Here is a 16,522-nt window from a genome sequence, read left to right on the forward strand (position 1 = left end):
CGCGGCCACAACAACCAAGACAACAACGACAGTAACCAAGACCACAGTCGTCAAAGTCCTCAAGCCCAAGGCTGCCACTGTGACAACAGCGGCACTCCCCAAGACCGGCGACAACAACTGGGTCGTCGCGTCCGTAGCGCTTTTCCTACTGGGGACAGTGCTCTTGGCCTCCGCATATCGCTGCTGAAATAGCTACCATTTGGAAGAAAGGGACATCCACAAGGTATAGCTATTTGCTTGTTTGTTTATAGGCGCCCAATTATCGAAGGCAGAGGCCATATGGACGCGACCATGGGCTGAATCGTGACATGCGACCCAGATCCACATGAGTGAGACAATCAATCAATATTGTCGCAGATTGGACTGAGGGCAACGAAAGGGCACCGGGATCTATGTCGACCTTGGTGCCCAAGTGAAAGACCAGCAGAGTTGCCTCGCAATATTCGGCGGTGCTAAAGCGGGCAAATATTAAACCGGGCTCATTGGTGGGCTGTGTGAGCTGGCTTCTTAGTGACATCACGGATTGTCTATAAGCAAAAGTCTGGTGTTTCGGAAATGTTATACCGTTCACCAAAACTGTCAATTTCCCTTTTCAACATAGCTGGCTCAATCTCTGCAAGCAGCCGCATAACGTCATAGATTCTTACGATGCCTCGTATCTTCTTACTCCTCATCCGCACGAGTTCGTAAATCAGTTGAACAGAAATAGTTGTTGTATACGTTTCGCCGCTTCTATCAAGATTTAATGCTCTTGCAGCATCATTTATCGCAGTGCAAAATAGGAGCTCAGGGGAAATCCCTTCAGCGGGGTTTTCGATTTTGATATTTACCTTATCTGCGCAAAGCTCAATTTCTGTTTCTCCGACTCTGCTTTGTTTGAGAAAGGGTTCCGTTTTACCTAGACCTAAATATTCCGTTCTTTTAAGACGCTGCCTGCGGCAGCTCTCCTTAAACATATTGTTACGACAATCTATGATGGCGGCATTCGCAATCTGGTCAGTCAGGCATGGGTAAAAACCTATTAGGATCCAATCGACCTCGCAAGATGCCTTGAAAAGGAGATCGTAAATTTCCGCATAAAGTGGGCATTGTCCACTGTCGAGGCGGGCCACTCTTGTTCCATCGTGAATGAATAATCCCTGAAAATCTGAATGAATTTCAATTAAATAGCCCAATTCAATGCGTCCACCATCACCGCTAAGTTCAGTAAGGTGATTGCGGTATTTAGGTAATTTGCGAGCATGACCTGTTTTTCCACCAAACAATCGAGCATCAAGGGAGCGCGTCAAATCATCGCAACATGCACAGCTTTGATGATATTTGGCCACTGAGACATAGTTTGCGACTAAACTCGCCATTTCCTCCGACGATACGTCGTCGGCTTTTAGCCTTGGCACCAGCTTTTCATAGTCAGCTTTCATTACCGATGTGAGCTCAGCAGATTTTGATTGAGCGTTTCGACCATGTTTGATGTTATGGTCGATTCTAAAATGCTCCAAACCAACAATGGATCCATTTTCGCGGGTAATAACAATATCAGGGCACTCGCTGCCTGCGTTAATAGATCCACTCACCTTCAAGGCAGCTTTCTTCTTGTAACCACCCGAGGCCATTGATAGATTAAGAACATCATTGAACACTTGCTCTTCGTGCGCGTTCTGGTCGCTTTTGTTCTTGCTCATGCTGGATCCTCCGCCCTTATAAGTTATACATAATTCAACTCGCGCCTTTTAACGTTGTCGATAGACGCTCACTGAAAGGTAAGCAATTCAGCAATGTCATCAAGGGAGCCAAGTCTCAAACCCTGATAGGGAATGTAACCGTTGAACACGTTGTGCGTTACACCATCCCTGTCCTCCTGTTTAAAGTCGATATCGCAGTCGTGGCCAGTGACGATTCGAAACTCATGTTGATATTCATATGCACGATTCTTGTGGAAAGTAACTTCACTGGCTGCCTGCTTAAAGTTGGATAACGCCACCTTGGGCTCAAATATGTCTCCGTCATAAGAAACCAGTCCAAAATTGATACCTTCAGGTTCCGCTTCCTGAAATCGAAGCAAAAACTCGACAGGATCCTTAATCAAAACTGCAGCGCCTCTATTTGAAAATTCGTCTCTAATGCGCCGCCCATCCTTACTCTGTAGGAAGAATTGATAATTCGAATCTTCAAGTGCCGTCATGCAGTAAATTGCACGACTTGAACCAACAGACATAAAACTTGTAAGGAGACCCTCGTAGGCATCAGACCTTCCATCTCCCGCCTCTTTTGATCTAAATTCATCAATCGCCTGCAGGTAGGGGATTCCCTGGATAAGTTGTTCCGCATAAACTCTCTGCGTCACAAATTTGATTAATGACCCGACACGCCACTGCTCAAGTACGCCGGCAATTTCCGATTTAGAGATTCGCCGAACCATACAATCATCTCCTTGCTGCTATTCTTCGCATCTTATCAAGAACTAATCCAGTGAGCTTAAACGATGGTGTATATGTATCAACGTTCTCCTCTTGCATTGTCAGATGACGCCGATTCGTCGACGAAAGATGGCCTGATCTAACCAGCCTCATAAGCTCACCAATATTCCGTTAGACTCGCACAAGCTCATAATGAAATGGCTCCGATCAAAGCAAACGCCCTATGCGTAAAAATGCTCAATAATTGGATCGCGTGATTACTGGATTTTGTGTAAGAATTCTATTGGAGAGAAGCACGATGCCTGAATTTATATGCTCGGTATCTTCTTTAGCTGCGACAATTGTTATCGCCTTTATACAAATATATCAGAGCAAGCGCATGGAAGTATTCGAACGTCGTCAGGACGAGAGGGATGAGCGTAGGCACGCCGAAGGGAATAAGGCACGAGCGATTGAGTTCATCTCGAAGCATTACGCCGACAGAGGCCTGATTCCGCTTTGCGCCGTTGCCGCCATGCACAATGATCTTTTCCATTATTCACGTAAGATGTATTGGGAATTCTGCTGCCTAGTGCCGGAGGTGCAGAATCTGATTCTTAAATACTGCAGTCTTGACTTGCGGGTCAGGGGAGAGGATGACCTGTTCGTCCGTTGCATCGCCGCAGTCGAAGCCGTCCTCCGTGACCGCTTCCCAAAAGATGAATCTGTTCTTTATGATGATGGGAAATACGTGCTTCACAGCCTCGAAAGGTATGCGGGGGAGAGACTGCCAGAACCTCGGGTTAACCTTCTTCCCGAGTGCCTGGACTCTTCGTTCCTGCCCCCTGATAGCTGTACCCCGGGGTACGATTACCTTATCCGTAAGGTCCTTTCCGAGGCCTTCGAATCGAGGGGCGCTTCCTTCGCCCCCATTTCCTATCTAAAAAATGACTATCAATTCGAATCGAGCCTCGAGATAGAGGCCTGCCGATTCGCGTCGACCGCTGCATTCTACGCGGCAACCTACGGCTCTGGTGACGAGGCCAACAATAGGTACTACGGGTGCCCCGGCGGTTTCGATGGCGAGAGAATCGAGACCATGGAAGACCTATTTCTTCTTACTGTCTTCCAGATATATACCAAGCTTCTGCTTCCGAACAAAGGGTAAGAAATAACACGAGGCATTCGTTATTTGACTCTGCCTAATTCTGCCAAACTCATTTTCGAAATCTCACTCATTTCCTTCATTACCTGAACATACTTAAAATCAGAAATTGGTCGTAGGGCGTGACCAACGGAATCAAAAGAAAGCCCACTGAGAAGATGCCTTCAATCTCTTTGGGTTGGAGGCATTTTCTTTTTCGGAGAGTCTGCATGAATTCTAAAAATGTCTTTTTGACAAACTCCTTCTAAAAAGAACATCCAAACCATCTAGTCTGCTCTTAATACTCGGATATAAACACTAAGGAGGTAGTCATGTTATGGAGCTATGTTCAGCTTAATGACGGCACTCAGTTTGCCTACTCAGAGACAAGAGATGACGGGGCCGTTCGTGTAGCCGTCGAGCGTCCGGTTGATTTTAGCTTTGACCACGTTGAATGCTACTTGCCTACGGTCAAGTGGTTCAACTTCGAGGGATTTACTGCCGACGATCTGGATTTTTTTGACCGAGTTCGTTAGATCAAACGCTCCGTTTATCTTCGAGCTTGCAGAACGGCAAAAAGCCAGACCGGCGGTTTCGACGCTGGCCCTCGGACGTTCTACTGTTAATCGCCCAATTGAGACATGATTTCATTTGATTACATATCATCCGCGGTATCCCGCGTGCTGGCTCAATACGACGTCAGAGAAGCCTATTTATTTGGCTCGTTTGCCCGAGGCGAGCAAACGCCCAATAGCGATATTGACTTGCGCCTAGTCTGCGGCAACACCATGACGTTCGGCACGCTTTACGAACTCTCCCATGAGCTCGAGAGGGAACTTGGCGAAAGGTTGATATCGTCACCAACCCACCAGAGCACATGCGCCTGCCCTTCCGCAAAAGTATCAAGCAAGATGAGGTGCGCATCTATGAAGCAACATGTGCGGGACGATGAGTTTGCGAATATCATCCTGCTATCTGATCCTCCCGTTGTACTCAACGTTGAGAACCTAAAGGCCATCCGCGATGGGGATGCGTTAATAGCCACGGGAAAGCCCAGCCGGTCTAACGCAAAAATAGCTCGCCACCCAATCGGGGGTTTACTTCGCGCTATACAGCTCTACGAGCAGATCCGACTCGACCTACGCCGTGCCTCGCTCTCTTCGGCATTGGCGCTCGCAAAGACCCTAAACTGCGCCATCGAAGACCCTGTCAGGCAACCGGTTGCTCTGGAGTACGATTCGAAACCCTGTTCGTCCGAAACAATCAATAGTAAGAATATTGCTGTTTAACTTTCCTTTACGTACGTATTTAAATTAAACAATAATACGTATTAGAGACAGATTTTAAAGGAGGTTGCTATGGTTGCCGTGATAGACAAGAAACTCGTTTTCGGACGCGAACAGGTGCTGACTTCGACGCAGGCAAGCAAAAATTTTGGCGAAGCGAGACGTCGCGCTCGAAGAGAACCGCAATTTGTCTCAGACAGGAACGATGGCATCGATACTGTTATCGTTGGCTTCGACGAGTTCGAAGCGATGGCGGTCGAACTCGAACAGCTCCGAGAGGAGCGCCTGCACGCTATAGCCGCTGCAAGGCTCGCGCAGGGCGACACTGATTCGAATCGCAAGGGCATTCCGTTCTCCGATACCGTGGGACGTGAGAGGTTCGAGGCCATGCTAGAAGCCGAGGCAACCGATCCCATTTCCGACGAGGAGCTGTTCGAGTGAGCGTGGCTAGGTTTAAGGTTGAGTTTTACGACAAGACTGCCGAGAAAGAGTATCTGTCACTCGATGGCTCGGTTCGCGCTATGGCGGACAAAGGTATTGCGCGCCTTGCACTTCGGGCCGATGAAATTGGCAAGCCGCTTTCGGGTCTTCTTGCAGGTTGTAGGGAACTTAAGTTTCGTACTGATGGCATTCGCGTAATTTATCGCATCCGCGACGGGCACGTCGAAGTAGTTCAAATCATCGCAATAGGCGCAAGGGACAAGGTCAAGGTTTTCGACCTGACATCTAGACGCTTGGACAGCGATGATTGATTGCCTCAAGAATATCAATTTAGGTTGCATGGTCGAAATGCCCGGGTTAAACGCTCGTATTCAGTCAGCAGAAGGACGGCGTGATGAAAACGTTAAATGCAACGACATGCCCTGATAGTTGTTGCAGCAATTATCCTGAAAGCATGACTTTTGACAACTGTACAGCAGACGCAACCGACCCTATCGTGCCGAAAGCACCCCGTACTTTACCCGATGATCTGGACAGCATCGCCTTGATCGACGAAGCCATTCAGTCAACTATTGCGGACATGCCCAACGCACTCAGGCTCTTGGAGAACTCATGATGGCGGTCGCGTCGTTGGTGCTCGATGATTCTAGATCGCTCGGGACCATGGCCGCGGCCGTCATGAGCCTGCATAGCATGCTCATGACGATCGGACGCTGTTATACGACCGACGCCGCAGTGGACCGGGCTGCGCTCAAGCTCGGACGCGTCGAGTCCGTGCTAGCGGGTGCGCAGTTCTACGGCGGCCGGATCTAGCTACTGCTGCCGCTGTACCTGACCGTCAACAAGCCCGAGCTGGCGCTAGCCATCCAGCACGAGGATGGCTTCTATGCCGCGCGCACCTGCCTTACGCTCGACATGGCCTACAACACCGCGCGACTTATTTGCCGGCCCGAGACCTCGTGGATAAAGCGATAAAGGGCTTTTTACCTGCTGGTTTGTTGGGTGACTTGGCTGCTTTGGCTTGACTTACGCGCACGAATTTATAATCGAGGGCAAAAAGTTCTTGGTAAACCGCGCACGGCTATGTTAGTATCTCTTTTGCCGAAAGGCGACGGGCGATTGGCTCAGGGGTAGAGCATATCCTTCACACGGATGGGGTCACAAGTTCGAATCTTGTATCGCCCACCATCTAAAGCTCAGGTCAGAGGTGTTAAGCCTCTGGCCTTTTTCTTTTTGACACTAAAATCGAAGCGAAGTTACCTAAGGCGTTATATGTTACGCAGTTCACCTTAGGTGTCGTCATTGCGCGTTTTGAATAATTCGTCTGCGTTCATTCATTGAATTCCCTGCGTAATCTATGTGCAATTGTGGAGACAGAGACCGCTGGCTCACAGCTTGTACCAGCTCGTTCATGCCTATGGCGGCTTTTCAACGAATTGCGTCAAGCTTTTGGTCAGTGTTTGGTCAGCTTCCCGTACTTACCCGCATGATGCCCCAGTAGATAATCGGCCATGCCCGCAATCCGCACGGCCCGCGGCCGAAACCAGGGGAGGCGCAAATGGACGAAATCGTCTGCGCAAACACTGCATTCCACTATTGGCGCTGCCCACCGCAGGTGCGCGACCTCTACCCGCGCTTACCTAGCTCCGAAGATGGCTGGCGAGCTCTATCCCAAGCCCCTTTTGTAACCGAAGTTCTCAAGACGCCAGTCATCACAGCAGCATCAACACGAAGCAACCTGCATTCCAAGACAAGACGGACCATCCGATGGAACAACGCCTATACGGAGAAGGTTTCCATCGACACGGGCATGGGCTTTAGCGTCACAGACCCTCTTAATACGCTATTCACCATGACTCGAAGCGTTTCTTCATGCGATCTGGTTCTGGCTATGTACGAATTTTGCGGATGGTTCTCGGTTTTTAAACCATCGCCCGCGGTTGACATGGCACTTGAGCAGGCAAAATCAGAAGAAGAGCAGTACACCACAGAAAGTCTGTTTGAACTAGACGAAACCCAAGACGAGGCCCCATGGAAGCGAGTCTATGCTCGGGTGCACCAGAAGGACAGCGAGAATGATCAAAGTGGACAGCGGGATGACGGATTCGGAAATAAAACTAACGGAAAGGGCACATCGCTTTGGATGAGAAGGCCTCTTATTGAAATAGAAGAATTACATAGATTTGCGGCGAAGGTTAAGGGCGAGATGTGGGGAAAGCAATTCTGCGAAGCCGCACAGCAGGTAATGGGTATTGCTGCATCCCCGCTAGAAGTTGCTGGAATCATGTTGCTAAGTCATCCGAGGCGTGCCGGCGGAGCGGAGTTTAAAAACATATTCGTCAACGACCTAACACCGCTGTCAAATTCAGCTCGGATAATCGCAGGTCAGAAAATCTGTTACGGCGATATCGTCATCGTAAACCCAATAACAATGAAGGCCGTGATTATCGAACTTCAAGGTGAGGTTATTCATGGATCGGGCGCTGTGCTTGACCACGATGCCACCCGAATGACAGCATTGCAAAGCATGGGATACGACGTATTTCTTGTAACCCATGACATGCTCAATGATCACGATCAGCTTGATGCCATCATTCACAGTGTGTGTGAGCGATTGGAGTTGTGCTACAAACCAAAAACCGAGGCGATGAGATGCGCTGAAACCAGATTGCGGGCCAACGTTCTGTGCAATTGGCTTGGTATTGGTAAGTAATAATTTCAATGTGAGCAATTTTAATACTTTATATGCTGTTAGTAATTAAGTGCCATTTTAAAACCATGCCGGTTTACTACGTTGGATTGAGGGTGGCTGAGCACACCGAATTCGCCGCTCGTAAAACCGCAGGTAGATCGCCTACCCGTTATGCGAAAGTAAGCGAGAGGTCGGAAATCCGGGAATCAGCGTAGTAAACCGATCTGTTTTTGAAGCGACAGGATGGATCGGGCATCGTGGGTCCTTTCGGCCCCACACCCGTTCCACGCGCCGCAAAATTGTTCAAAATTGTCCTTGCATCGGCTGGGGAGTTACCGTATAGTACTTCTTCGCACGGGGGCGTAGCTCAGCTGGGAGAGCGCTTGACTGGCAGTCAAGAGGTCAGGGGTTCGATCCCCCTCGTCTCCACCCGAGCATTGAATGAGGCTCCAACGCAAGTTGGGGCCTATTTTCATATCAATCGATTTACACATCTGTTGGCTGGGCAGCATCTTGGCTACATATCCATTGTTAATCATGAATATGAATGTTAATAACTTTACGTCTGTGGATGGCAAAGCTAGTCCGCAGCGCCAATAACAAAGAGGCCAGGCGTAATGCCCGGCCTTAAAACTCTCTGGTGGGCCCTCCGGGATTCGAACCCAGAACCCAGGGATTATGAGTCCCCTGCGCTAACCGTTGCGCCAAGAGCCCTTATGAACGGTGAATGCAATTCTAACAAAGGCAACTCAGACCTAATTTCTTCGCTTCACGACGTGAAATACTACCATGCACGAGCAAGTCGCACAACGCAAGATCAAGTCCGATGCTAACCAACAGCAATTCTAGGCGCGTCGCAGAAAAGACGCGATCTAAAAATTTAAGGCCTTTAATTCAGGGCTCCAACACACTTTTGCGTGAAATCAACCTGATGCCATTTCAAAACCATGCAGGTTTACTACGACGAATCGGCGACCCCCGAGCACCGTGTGTTCTCCGTTTGCAAAACCGCAGGTAGGTAGCCCGCCGGTTGCACGAAAAGGCGTGCGCGGTTGGACATTCCTGATTTATCGTAGTAAACCGGCATGGTTCTGAGGCGCTGGGGAGGGGCGCTTCGCAATCGGACCCGATAATGGGACTGGCGGCGCACGGAAAACCCTGTTGAACGGGGCGCGTCGTGTTCCACGCGCCAAGTCGGCCGGCGTACGGGCCGTGCGGGGGCCAGGCGCCCCGCGGGCTGGCGCGGTCCCGTGCGCGCCGACACTCGCGAAAATTTTTCCAAAATTGTCCTTGCATCGTGGTCCGAGTTCCCGTATAGTACTTCTTCGCACGGGGGCGTAGCTCAGCTGGGAGAGCGCTTGACTGGCAGTCAAGAGGTCAGGGGTTCGATCCCCCTCGTCTCCACCCGAGCATTGAATGAGGCTCCAACGCAAGTTGGGGCCTTTTTTCATATAGGCACACAAGGTCAAAGGCGGCAGCATGATCCTCCTGGTCGACAAGATCGAAAAAAGCTTCGGCGCACGCGTCCTCTTTAGTGGCGCGTCCTTCCAGATCAACCCCGGCGAGCGCTTCGCGCTCGTGGGACCCAACGGCGCCGGCAAAACCACCATGCTCAAGATCATCATGGGCATCGACAGCCCAGACGCCGGCCAGGTCCAGTACGCCAAGGACTGCCAGGTGGGCTACCTAGAGCAGGAAACTAATCTGGAGCACAAGGACACCGCCATCCTCGCCGAGGTCATGGCCGCCGCCAAGGAAATCCGCCGCATGGGCGAGCGCGCTAACGAGCTGCAGGCCCAGATCACCGAGCTCTCCGAGCAGGGCAAGGACGTCGACGCGCTCCTTAACGAGTACGGCCAGGTCCAGGACCGCTTTGAGCGCCTGGGCGGCTACGAGCTCGAGAGCAACGCCCGCAAGATCCTGTCCGGCCTTGGCTTTAAGGTCACCGACTTTGAGCGCCCGTGCTCCGAGTTCTCGGGCGGCTGGCAGATGCGCATCGCGCTCGCCAAGCTCTTCCTGCGCCACCCCGATCTACTGCTGCTGGACGAGCCCACCAACCACCTGGATCTCGAAAGTGTCCAGTGGCTGCGCGGCTTTATCGCCAACTACGACGGCGCCGTCCTCATCGTCAGCCACGACCGCGCCTTTATGGACGCCTGCGTCGACCACGTCGCCGCGCTCGAAAACCGTCGCGTGACCACTTACACCGGCAACTACAGCAGCTACCTCAAGCAGCGCGAGGACAACCTTGAGCAGATGCGCGCCAAGCGCGCCGCCCAGGAGCGCGACATCGCCCACATGCAGGTCTTCGTCGACAAGTTCCGCTACAAGCCCACCAAGGCCGCCCAGGCCCAAGAGCGCATCCGCAAGATCGAGCAGATCAAAAAGGAGCTCGTCATCCTGCCCGAGGGCCACAAGCACATCGACTTTAAGTTCCCCAACCCACCGCGCTCCGGCGATATGGTCGTGGGCCTCGAGGGTGTGTCCAAGTCCTACGGCGACAAGCACATCTACAGCGACATCGACCTCAAGCTCTACCGCGGCGAGCATGTGGCGCTCGTCGGCCCCAACGGTGCCGGCAAGTCCACGCTCATGAAGATCCTCGCCGGCCTGGAGCCGCCCACCACCGGCACCCGCGACCTGGGCACCAACGTGGGCGTGGCCTATTACGCCCAGCACGCGCTCGAGGGCATGACCGAGTCCAACACCGTCCTGCAAGAGATCGACACCGTCACGCCCAAGTGGACCGTGCCGCAGCAGCGCAGCCTGCTGGGCGCCTTCCTGTTTAGTGACAACGATTCCATCGAGAAGCAGGTACGCGTCCTCTCCGGCGGAGAAAAGGCGCGTCTGGCGCTCGCCAAGATGCTCGTGGCCCCCGAGGCGCTCCTGTGCCTGGACGAGCCCACCAACCACCTAGACATCGACTCGGTGGACATGCTCGAAAACGCCCTGCAAAACTTCCCCGGCACCATCGTGCTGATCAGCCACGACGAGCACCTGGTGCGCGCCGTTGCCAACCGCGTGATCGACATCCGCGACGGCAAGGTCACGGTCTATGACGGCGACTACGACTACTACCTCTACAAGCGGGAGGACCTGGCAGCCCGCGCCGCTGCCGAGGCGGCAGGGGAGAGTGCTCCGGCCACGGCCAAGTCCGCCAAGGTCACCGCAGCCCAGCCCGATACGCCCGCCGCTGCTTCCAAGCCTGCCGAGGGCAAAAAGACCAAGGAGCAAAAGCGCGCCGAGGCCCAGGCCCGCGCCGCGCTCAACAAAAAGCTCAAGGGCGTGCGCAACCAGCTCAAGAAGATCGAGACGGAGCTCGATAAAAAGCGCGCCCGCTATGACGAGCTTATGGAATTGATGGCAAGCGAAGAGCTTTATGCCGATCAAGACAAGTTCAACGCCGCGCTGGGGGAATATAACGGCCTTAAGCAAGAGCTACCCAAGCTCGAGGACGAATGGCTGGAGCTTTCCACCCAGATCGAAGAGGAGACCGCGCGTGAACTCTCGTAAGGCCGCTGCCGTGGCGATGAGCATCATCGCCATCGCCTGTCGCATCTGCGGCATCTTTATGAGCGCGATGACTGTGCTGCTGTGCTTTAGTGGCCTCACCGCCAAGCTGCAGATTGTCGGCTTTGTCGTCGAGCTTTCTCGCGCGCTGCCGAGCGCCATCGCCGGCTACGGCGTCATCACCTCGCCCTTTGGCGGCGTCTTCCGCCTGGATTACGCCATCGTCGCTGTGATCCTGTTTGTAATTGACTACCTGCTCACGCGCGCTTCGCGCCGCGTCCGCTAGGGGAGCGCCATGTCCAGCAGCTACATCATGAACCTGCTCGCCAGTGCCGTCGCCGTCATCGTGGGCATCGTGATCCACGAGAGCGCGCACGCCGCCGCGGCCTGGGCGCTCGGCGATAAGACGGCGAGTTCGCGCGGCCGCGTGTCGCTCAACCCGCTCAACCATATCGACCCGTTTGGCACCATCATCCTGCCGCTGCTTATGCTTGCCGCCGGCGGTCCCGTATTCGCCTTTGCCAAACCTGTGCCCGTCTACCTCAACAACCTCAAGCACCCCAAGCGCGACGAGGTCCTGGTGAGCGTAGCCGGCCCCGCATCGAACATCGCACTCGCGTGTCTTGCTGCCGCCCTCATGCGCCTGACCTATGGCAACCTCTACACCAGCATGTCCTTTGCCGTGGCATCGCAGATCATGAACTTCGGCGCCACGTTCATCGTAGTCAACCTGTCACTCGCGTTCTTCAACCTCATCCCGATCCCGCCGCTCGACGGCTCGTCGATCATCGTGCCCTTCCTCAAGGGCAAGGCGCTCGCCAACTACTACCGCCTGCAGCAATACGCCATGCCCATCCTCATCCTGGTGCTGTACCTGCTGCCCATGTGGACCGGCATCGACGTGATCGGCCGTTATTTCGACGTTACCGTGTATCCGCTTGCCGAGCAGCTGCTCAACTTCGCAATCGCCGGCATCTAAGGTAAACTTACAGTTCGACCGTGCAAAACGGTCGAAACATGCACCCAAACCGCGCCGCGAAGGCGCCGTCAAAGGAGGTCGAAGATGTCGTATCGCGTGTCGACGCAGGTCTACAGCGGACCGTTCGACCTGCTGCTGCAGCTGGTTACCCGCCAAAAAGTTGATATCGGCGCTATCTCCATCAGCGAGGTGGCCGAGCAGTACCTTGCCGAGGCCGAGCGCATCGAGGCGTTGGACCTGGACGTGGCGAGCGACTTTTTGCTGGTCGCGGCAACCCTTTTGGACATCAAGGCCGCCTCGCTGGTGCCGCAGGAAGCCCCGCGCAAAGCTGATGACGACGATGACGAGTTCGACGAAGACCTTGAGGAGCTCAGCACGCTCGACGGCGACGCCCTACGCGAGGTCCTGATCCAGCGCCTGATCGCCTACAAGCAGTTTAAAGGCGCGGCTGCGGCCCTCGGTGCCCGCATGCAGGCCGAAAGCCGCATGCACCCGCGTGTGGCCGGCCCCGACCCCGAGTTCCTGGGGCTCATGCCCGACTACCTGGCCGGCATCACCCTGCGCGGTCTGGCCGTCATCTGTGCCGACCTGGACGGCAAGCGACAGACCTTCTTGCTGGAGGCCGAGCACGTGGCACCGCATCGCGTGCCGCTCGACCTGACCGTGGCCTCAGTCGACCGCTTTACCATGGCGCACCAAACCTGCACCTTCCGCGAGCTGTTGGACGGCGATGCCACCACCGAGCAGCTCGTCGTTACCTTTCTGGCCATGCTCGAGCTCGCCAAGCGCGGCTCGCTCACGCTGAGCCAGGACGAGATCTTTGGAACCATTCAAATCAACCGCGTCGAGGGCGCCGAGGCATACGTGCCCGGCGAGGGCCCCGAGCTCACCGAATAGGAGCGGCAACCATGTCAACCCTTTCAACGCTGGAGGCAAACAGCCTCAAAGGCGCCCTCGAGGCGCTGCTGCTGGTGTCGAGCGACCCGGTGAGCGCGCCCGCGCTGGCAGGCGCGCTGGATATCGCCCCCGGCGAGTGCGCGTCGCTGCTCGCCGAGCTCAAGGTTGAGTACGAGGAGGCCAACCGCGGCTTTCAGCTGCGCGAGGTCGCCGGCGGCTGGCGCCTGTTCACGCATCCCGCCTACCATGACGTGGTCGAGGCCTACGTGCTGAGCTGGGACACGCAAAAGCTGTCGCAGGCGGCGCTCGAAACCCTGGCCGTCATCGCATACCACCAGCCCGTGACGCGCGAGGTGGTCAAGGGCATCCGCGGCGTCAACTCCGACGGCGTCATCGCGTCGCTCGTCGACAAGGGTCTGGTGCGCGAGCTCGGCCGCGACCCCCAGCGCGGTCAGGCGATCATCTACGGCACGACCAACGCCTTCTTGGAAAAGTTCGGTCTGCGCTCCACCCGCGACCTGCCCGATCTGGAGCAGTTTGCCCCCGACGAGCAATCGCGCCAGTTTATCCGCGAGCGCCTGAGCGGCCGCAGCATTCAGTCCACGCTCGAGGAGCAGGCCGAGGACCTGGACGAAGAGCGCGAACTGCTCGATACCGATGTTGAAGATGTTGAGGCAGTCGAGGACTTGGAAACCCTGGTCGTCGACGAGACCTCGGAGGATTTGCATGACGAGGACTAACGAAGTAGGGGAGACGCGCGCCATGGGCAACGCAGTACCCGCAACCGACGCACAGCCCGTCTATCCGCACACCATGCGCCTGCAGCGCTTTTTGGCGCGCGCGGGCGTGGCGAGCCGCCGTGGCTCGGAGGACCTAATGACCGCCGGCCGCGTGACCGTCAACGGCGAGGTCGCGACCGAGCTGGGCACCAAGGTCGACGTCGACTGCGACCATATCGAGGTCGATGGCATGCCCGTCAAGCTCAACCAGGGCGCCGTGTACCTGATGCTCTATAAGCCGACGGGCTACCTCACCACCATGAGCGACCCTCAGGAGCGCCCTTGCGTGGCCGACCTGGTCCCCCGCGGCCGCTTTCCGGGACTTTTCCCGGTGGGCCGCCTGGACCGCGACACCACAGGCCTTTTGCTCTTTACCACCGACGGCGACCTGTCGCAGGACCTGCTGCACCCCAGCAAGCATGTCTATAAGACCTACCAGGCACTCGTTGACGGCCAGCTGTCCGACCACGATCTAGACCCGCTCCGCCGTGGCATCGAGCTCGACGACGGCCTGTGCCAGCCGGCAATCTGCCGCGTCATCAACGCGCGCGAGGCCGTGGCCGTGGCTCCACAAGGCGTCAAGCCCGGTACCACCGCCGTGGAGATCATCATCCGCGAGGGGCGCAAGAACCAGGTCAAGCGCATGCTGAGCAAGATCCACCATCCGGTAATCCGCCTGCATCGCTGCAACTTTGCCGGCCTTGAGCTCGAGGGCGTGGCCAAGGGCTCGTGGCGCGAGCTCACCGACCGCGAGGTGCAGATCCTCAAGGCCGGCGGCATCCCGCCCAAGCAGGCGAGCGCCAAGAGCAACGGCGGCAAGCCCCAAGACACGCCCGCCAGCCGCACGCGTCACCACGGCAGCCACGGCTCCGCACCCAAGCGCAACACCTACCGCGAGCGCTACACAGGCTAGGCAACCCGCCGCGCCCCAGCACCCGCGAACCATACCAGCACGTCAACCATCGAAAGGAAGCATTGCATGATCGTCGCCATCGACGGCCCCGCCGGTTCCGGCAAGTCCACCATCGCCAAGGAAATCGCCCGCCAGCTGGGCTTTAATAAGCTCGACACGGGCGCCATGTATCGCGCCGTCACCTTCGCCGCGCTCGACCGCGGCATCGATCTGGACGACGAGGCGGCTATCGACGCCCTCGCCGAGCAGATCGAGATTCGCTTTACCAACGGTACCGGCGAGGACACGCGCCTGACCATTGACGGCCAGGACGCTTCGGCCGCCATCCGCACCCCGCAGGTCGACGCCAACGTGTCCAAGGTATCGGCCTATCCGGGCGTGCGCGCCGCCATGCTCATCCACCAGCGCCGCGCCGCCGAGGACCGCGATATCGTGGCCGAGGGTCGCGACATCGGAACCGTCGTGTTCCCCAACGCGCAGGTCAAGGTCTTCCTGACCGCCGACCCGCGCGAGCGCGCCCGCCGCCGCGTGCTGCAGCGTCACCAAAACGACGCCCAGCCGCTCACGCCCGCGCAACTCGAGGCCGAAGTCGACGAGACCCTCGACGCCCTCAAGCAGCGCGACAAGCTTGACAGCAGCCGCGAGGTCGCCCCGCTCGTGCCCGCCCCGGACGCCGTGCACGTCGACTCCACCGCCCACACCATCGATGAGGTCGTCCGCATTATCGAGGACCTCATCAACCAAAGGAGGTAGCCCATGCGCCTGTTTAAACAGACGCCCGAGGATTACTACAACGCCCCCTACGCCGAGTTCCCGGCGCTCATCCGCGGCACCGTCGTGGTGGTCATGGCTATTCTGTGGGCCTTCTCCAAGCTCATGTGGCGTTGGAAGGTCGAGGACGCCGACCTGCTGTTTGAGCGCCAGGAAGGCCGCGGCAGCGTGGTCATCTGCAACCACACCTCGATGGCTGAGCTCTTGGCCGTGGAGACGGCGCTGTTCTTTGGCGGCCGCCGCATTCGCCCTATCTTTAAGTCCGAGTTCGCCAAGAGCAAGATTGTGCGCTGGGCTTTTAGCCGCGTTGGCGGCATCCCCGTGGAGCGCGGTACTGCCGATATGAAGTGCCTGCGCGCCGCCCAGCATGCGCTGCAGCGCGGCGAGGACGTCCTGATCTTCCCCGAGGGCACGCGCATCCGCTCGCGCGAGATCAAGCCAGAGGTCCACGGCGGCTTTGCGCTCATCGCTCAGATGGGCAAGGCGCCCGTCAACCCGCTCGCCATCTGCGGCTGGTCCGACATCACGCCCGCAGGCAAAAAGCTCATGCGTCCCAAGAAGTGCTGGATTCGTGCCGGCAAGGCCGTCGCGCTTTCGGACGCGCCGGCCGGGCTTAAGCGTACGGAGCGCCTGACTTGGTTTGAGTCCGAGGCCATGAACCGCGTCTACGCCATGCGAGACGAGCTGTGCGCCGAGCATCCGGGCAGGTTCTAG

At 56.1% G+C, this 16,522-nt stretch carries 18 protein-coding genes, 4 tRNA genes and 1 pseudogene; 20 read left to right on the plus strand and 3 right to left on the minus strand.

What is annotated here, in order from left to right; genetic code table 11:
- Positions 1–527: 527 nt before the first annotated feature.
- On the minus strand, positions 528–1,682 hold the full coding sequence (locus DW821_RS02830) for a hypothetical protein (RefSeq protein ID WP_117636986.1): 1,155 nt from the start codon (positions 1,680–1,682) through the stop codon (positions 528–530).
- A 68-nt stretch (positions 1,683–1,750) separates the two neighbouring features.
- The gene (locus tag DW821_RS02835; protein WP_117636987.1) at positions 1,751–2,419 is read right to left on the minus strand and encodes a hypothetical protein; all 669 of its coding nucleotides are present in this window, start codon (positions 2,417–2,419) and stop codon (positions 1,751–1,753) included.
- A 377-nt stretch (positions 2,420–2,796) separates the two neighbouring features.
- On the opposite strand from DW821_RS02835, the gene DW821_RS02840 reads away from it, so the two are divergent.
- From DW821_RS02840 to DW821_RS02885, 11 genes and pseudogenes are all read left to right on the plus strand, one after another.
- A complete protein-coding gene (locus tag DW821_RS02840; RefSeq protein WP_199584261.1) occupies positions 2,797–3,564 on the plus strand; it encodes a hypothetical protein in 768 nt (255 codons plus the stop codon).
- A 308-nt stretch (positions 3,565–3,872) separates the two neighbouring features.
- A complete protein-coding gene (locus DW821_RS02845) occupies positions 3,873–4,076 on the plus strand; it encodes a hypothetical protein (protein WP_117636989.1) in 204 nt (67 codons plus the stop codon).
- A 105-nt stretch (positions 4,077–4,181) separates the two neighbouring features.
- Positions 4,182–4,364: pseudogene (locus DW821_RS10415) on the plus strand (nucleotidyltransferase family protein); the annotation flags it as partial.
- Positions 4,365–4,466: 102 nt separating this feature from the next.
- The gene (locus DW821_RS10285; protein WP_117636991.1) at positions 4,467–4,829 is read left to right on the plus strand and encodes a hypothetical protein; all 363 of its coding nucleotides are present in this window, start codon (positions 4,467–4,469) and stop codon (positions 4,827–4,829) included.
- 69 nt (positions 4,830–4,898) lie between these two features.
- Positions 4,899–5,267, plus strand: a complete 369-nt coding sequence (locus DW821_RS02855) for a hypothetical protein (protein ID WP_117636992.1) — start codon at positions 4,899–4,901, stop codon at positions 5,265–5,267.
- 2 nt (positions 5,268–5,269) lie between these two features.
- Entirely contained in the window at positions 5,270–5,578 is a 309-nt protein-coding gene (locus tag DW821_RS02860; protein WP_147327731.1) for a type II toxin-antitoxin system RelE/ParE family toxin, read from the plus strand.
- Between the two features lie 301 nt (positions 5,579–5,879).
- On the plus strand, positions 5,880–6,080 hold the full coding sequence (locus tag DW821_RS10225) for a hypothetical protein (protein ID WP_199584263.1): 201 nt from the start codon (positions 5,880–5,882) through the stop codon (positions 6,078–6,080).
- 12 nt (positions 6,081–6,092) lie between these two features.
- A complete protein-coding gene (locus DW821_RS10420) occupies positions 6,093–6,242 on the plus strand; it encodes a DUF3825 domain-containing protein (protein ID WP_369831351.1) in 150 nt (49 codons plus the stop codon).
- A 138-nt stretch (positions 6,243–6,380) separates the two neighbouring features.
- Positions 6,381–6,455, plus strand: a tRNA-Val gene (locus DW821_RS02875).
- 370 nt (positions 6,456–6,825) lie between these two features.
- Entirely contained in the window at positions 6,826–7,980 is a 1,155-nt protein-coding gene (locus DW821_RS02880) for a hypothetical protein (protein WP_117636995.1), read from the plus strand.
- 335 nt (positions 7,981–8,315) lie between these two features.
- Positions 8,316–8,388, plus strand: a tRNA-Ala gene (locus DW821_RS02885).
- A 209-nt stretch (positions 8,389–8,597) separates the two neighbouring features.
- Here DW821_RS02885 and DW821_RS02890 read toward each other — a convergent pair.
- Positions 8,598–8,673, minus strand: a tRNA-Ile gene (locus tag DW821_RS02890).
- Positions 8,674–9,290: 617 nt separating this feature from the next.
- Here DW821_RS02890 and DW821_RS02895 point away from each other — a divergent pair.
- From DW821_RS02895 to DW821_RS02935, 9 genes are all read left to right on the plus strand, one after another.
- Positions 9,291–9,363, plus strand: a tRNA-Ala gene (locus DW821_RS02895).
- 75 nt (positions 9,364–9,438) lie between these two features.
- Positions 9,439–11,472 (plus strand): ABC-F family ATP-binding cassette domain-containing protein, encoded by a 2,034-nt coding sequence (locus tag DW821_RS02900; RefSeq protein ID WP_118065470.1) that lies wholly within the window; start codon positions 9,439–9,441, stop codon positions 11,470–11,472.
- A complete protein-coding gene (locus tag DW821_RS02905; protein ID WP_168170409.1) occupies positions 11,459–11,755 on the plus strand; it encodes a hypothetical protein in 297 nt (98 codons plus the stop codon). The genes DW821_RS02900 and DW821_RS02905 overlap by 14 nt, the downstream gene beginning before the upstream one ends.
- 9 nt (positions 11,756–11,764) lie before the next feature.
- Positions 11,765–12,448, plus strand: coding sequence for a site-2 protease family protein (locus DW821_RS02910; RefSeq protein ID WP_117636997.1), 684 nt, complete (start codon positions 11,765–11,767; stop codon positions 12,446–12,448).
- A gap of 84 nt (positions 12,449–12,532) precedes the next feature.
- Positions 12,533–13,345: a ScpA family protein gene (locus tag DW821_RS02915; RefSeq protein WP_117648525.1), complete on the plus strand. Its 813-nt coding sequence runs from the start codon at positions 12,533–12,535 to the stop codon at positions 13,343–13,345.
- An 11-nt stretch (positions 13,346–13,356) separates the two neighbouring features.
- Positions 13,357–14,085 (plus strand): SMC-Scp complex subunit ScpB, encoded by a 729-nt coding sequence (gene scpB / locus DW821_RS02920; RefSeq protein WP_089571912.1) that lies wholly within the window; start codon positions 13,357–13,359, stop codon positions 14,083–14,085.
- A gap of 22 nt (positions 14,086–14,107) precedes the next feature.
- Complete coding sequence (locus DW821_RS02925; protein ID WP_199409033.1) at positions 14,108–15,037, plus strand: pseudouridine synthase; 930 nt, start codon at positions 14,108–14,110, stop codon at positions 15,035–15,037.
- A gap of 66 nt (positions 15,038–15,103) precedes the next feature.
- Positions 15,104–15,790 carry a (d)CMP kinase gene (gene cmk, locus DW821_RS02930; RefSeq protein ID WP_117637000.1) on the plus strand — a complete coding sequence of 229 codons (687 nt, stop codon included), beginning with the start codon at positions 15,104–15,106 and terminating at the stop codon, positions 15,788–15,790.
- Positions 15,791–15,793: 3 nt separating this feature from the next.
- Positions 15,794–16,522 carry a lysophospholipid acyltransferase family protein gene (locus tag DW821_RS02935; protein ID WP_117637001.1) on the plus strand — a complete coding sequence of 243 codons (729 nt, stop codon included), beginning with the start codon at positions 15,794–15,796 and terminating at the stop codon, positions 16,520–16,522.

The sequence above is a fragment of the Collinsella sp. AM33-4BH genome (assembly GCF_003469205.1).
Lineage (GTDB): Bacteria > Actinomycetota > Coriobacteriia > Coriobacteriales > Coriobacteriaceae > Collinsella.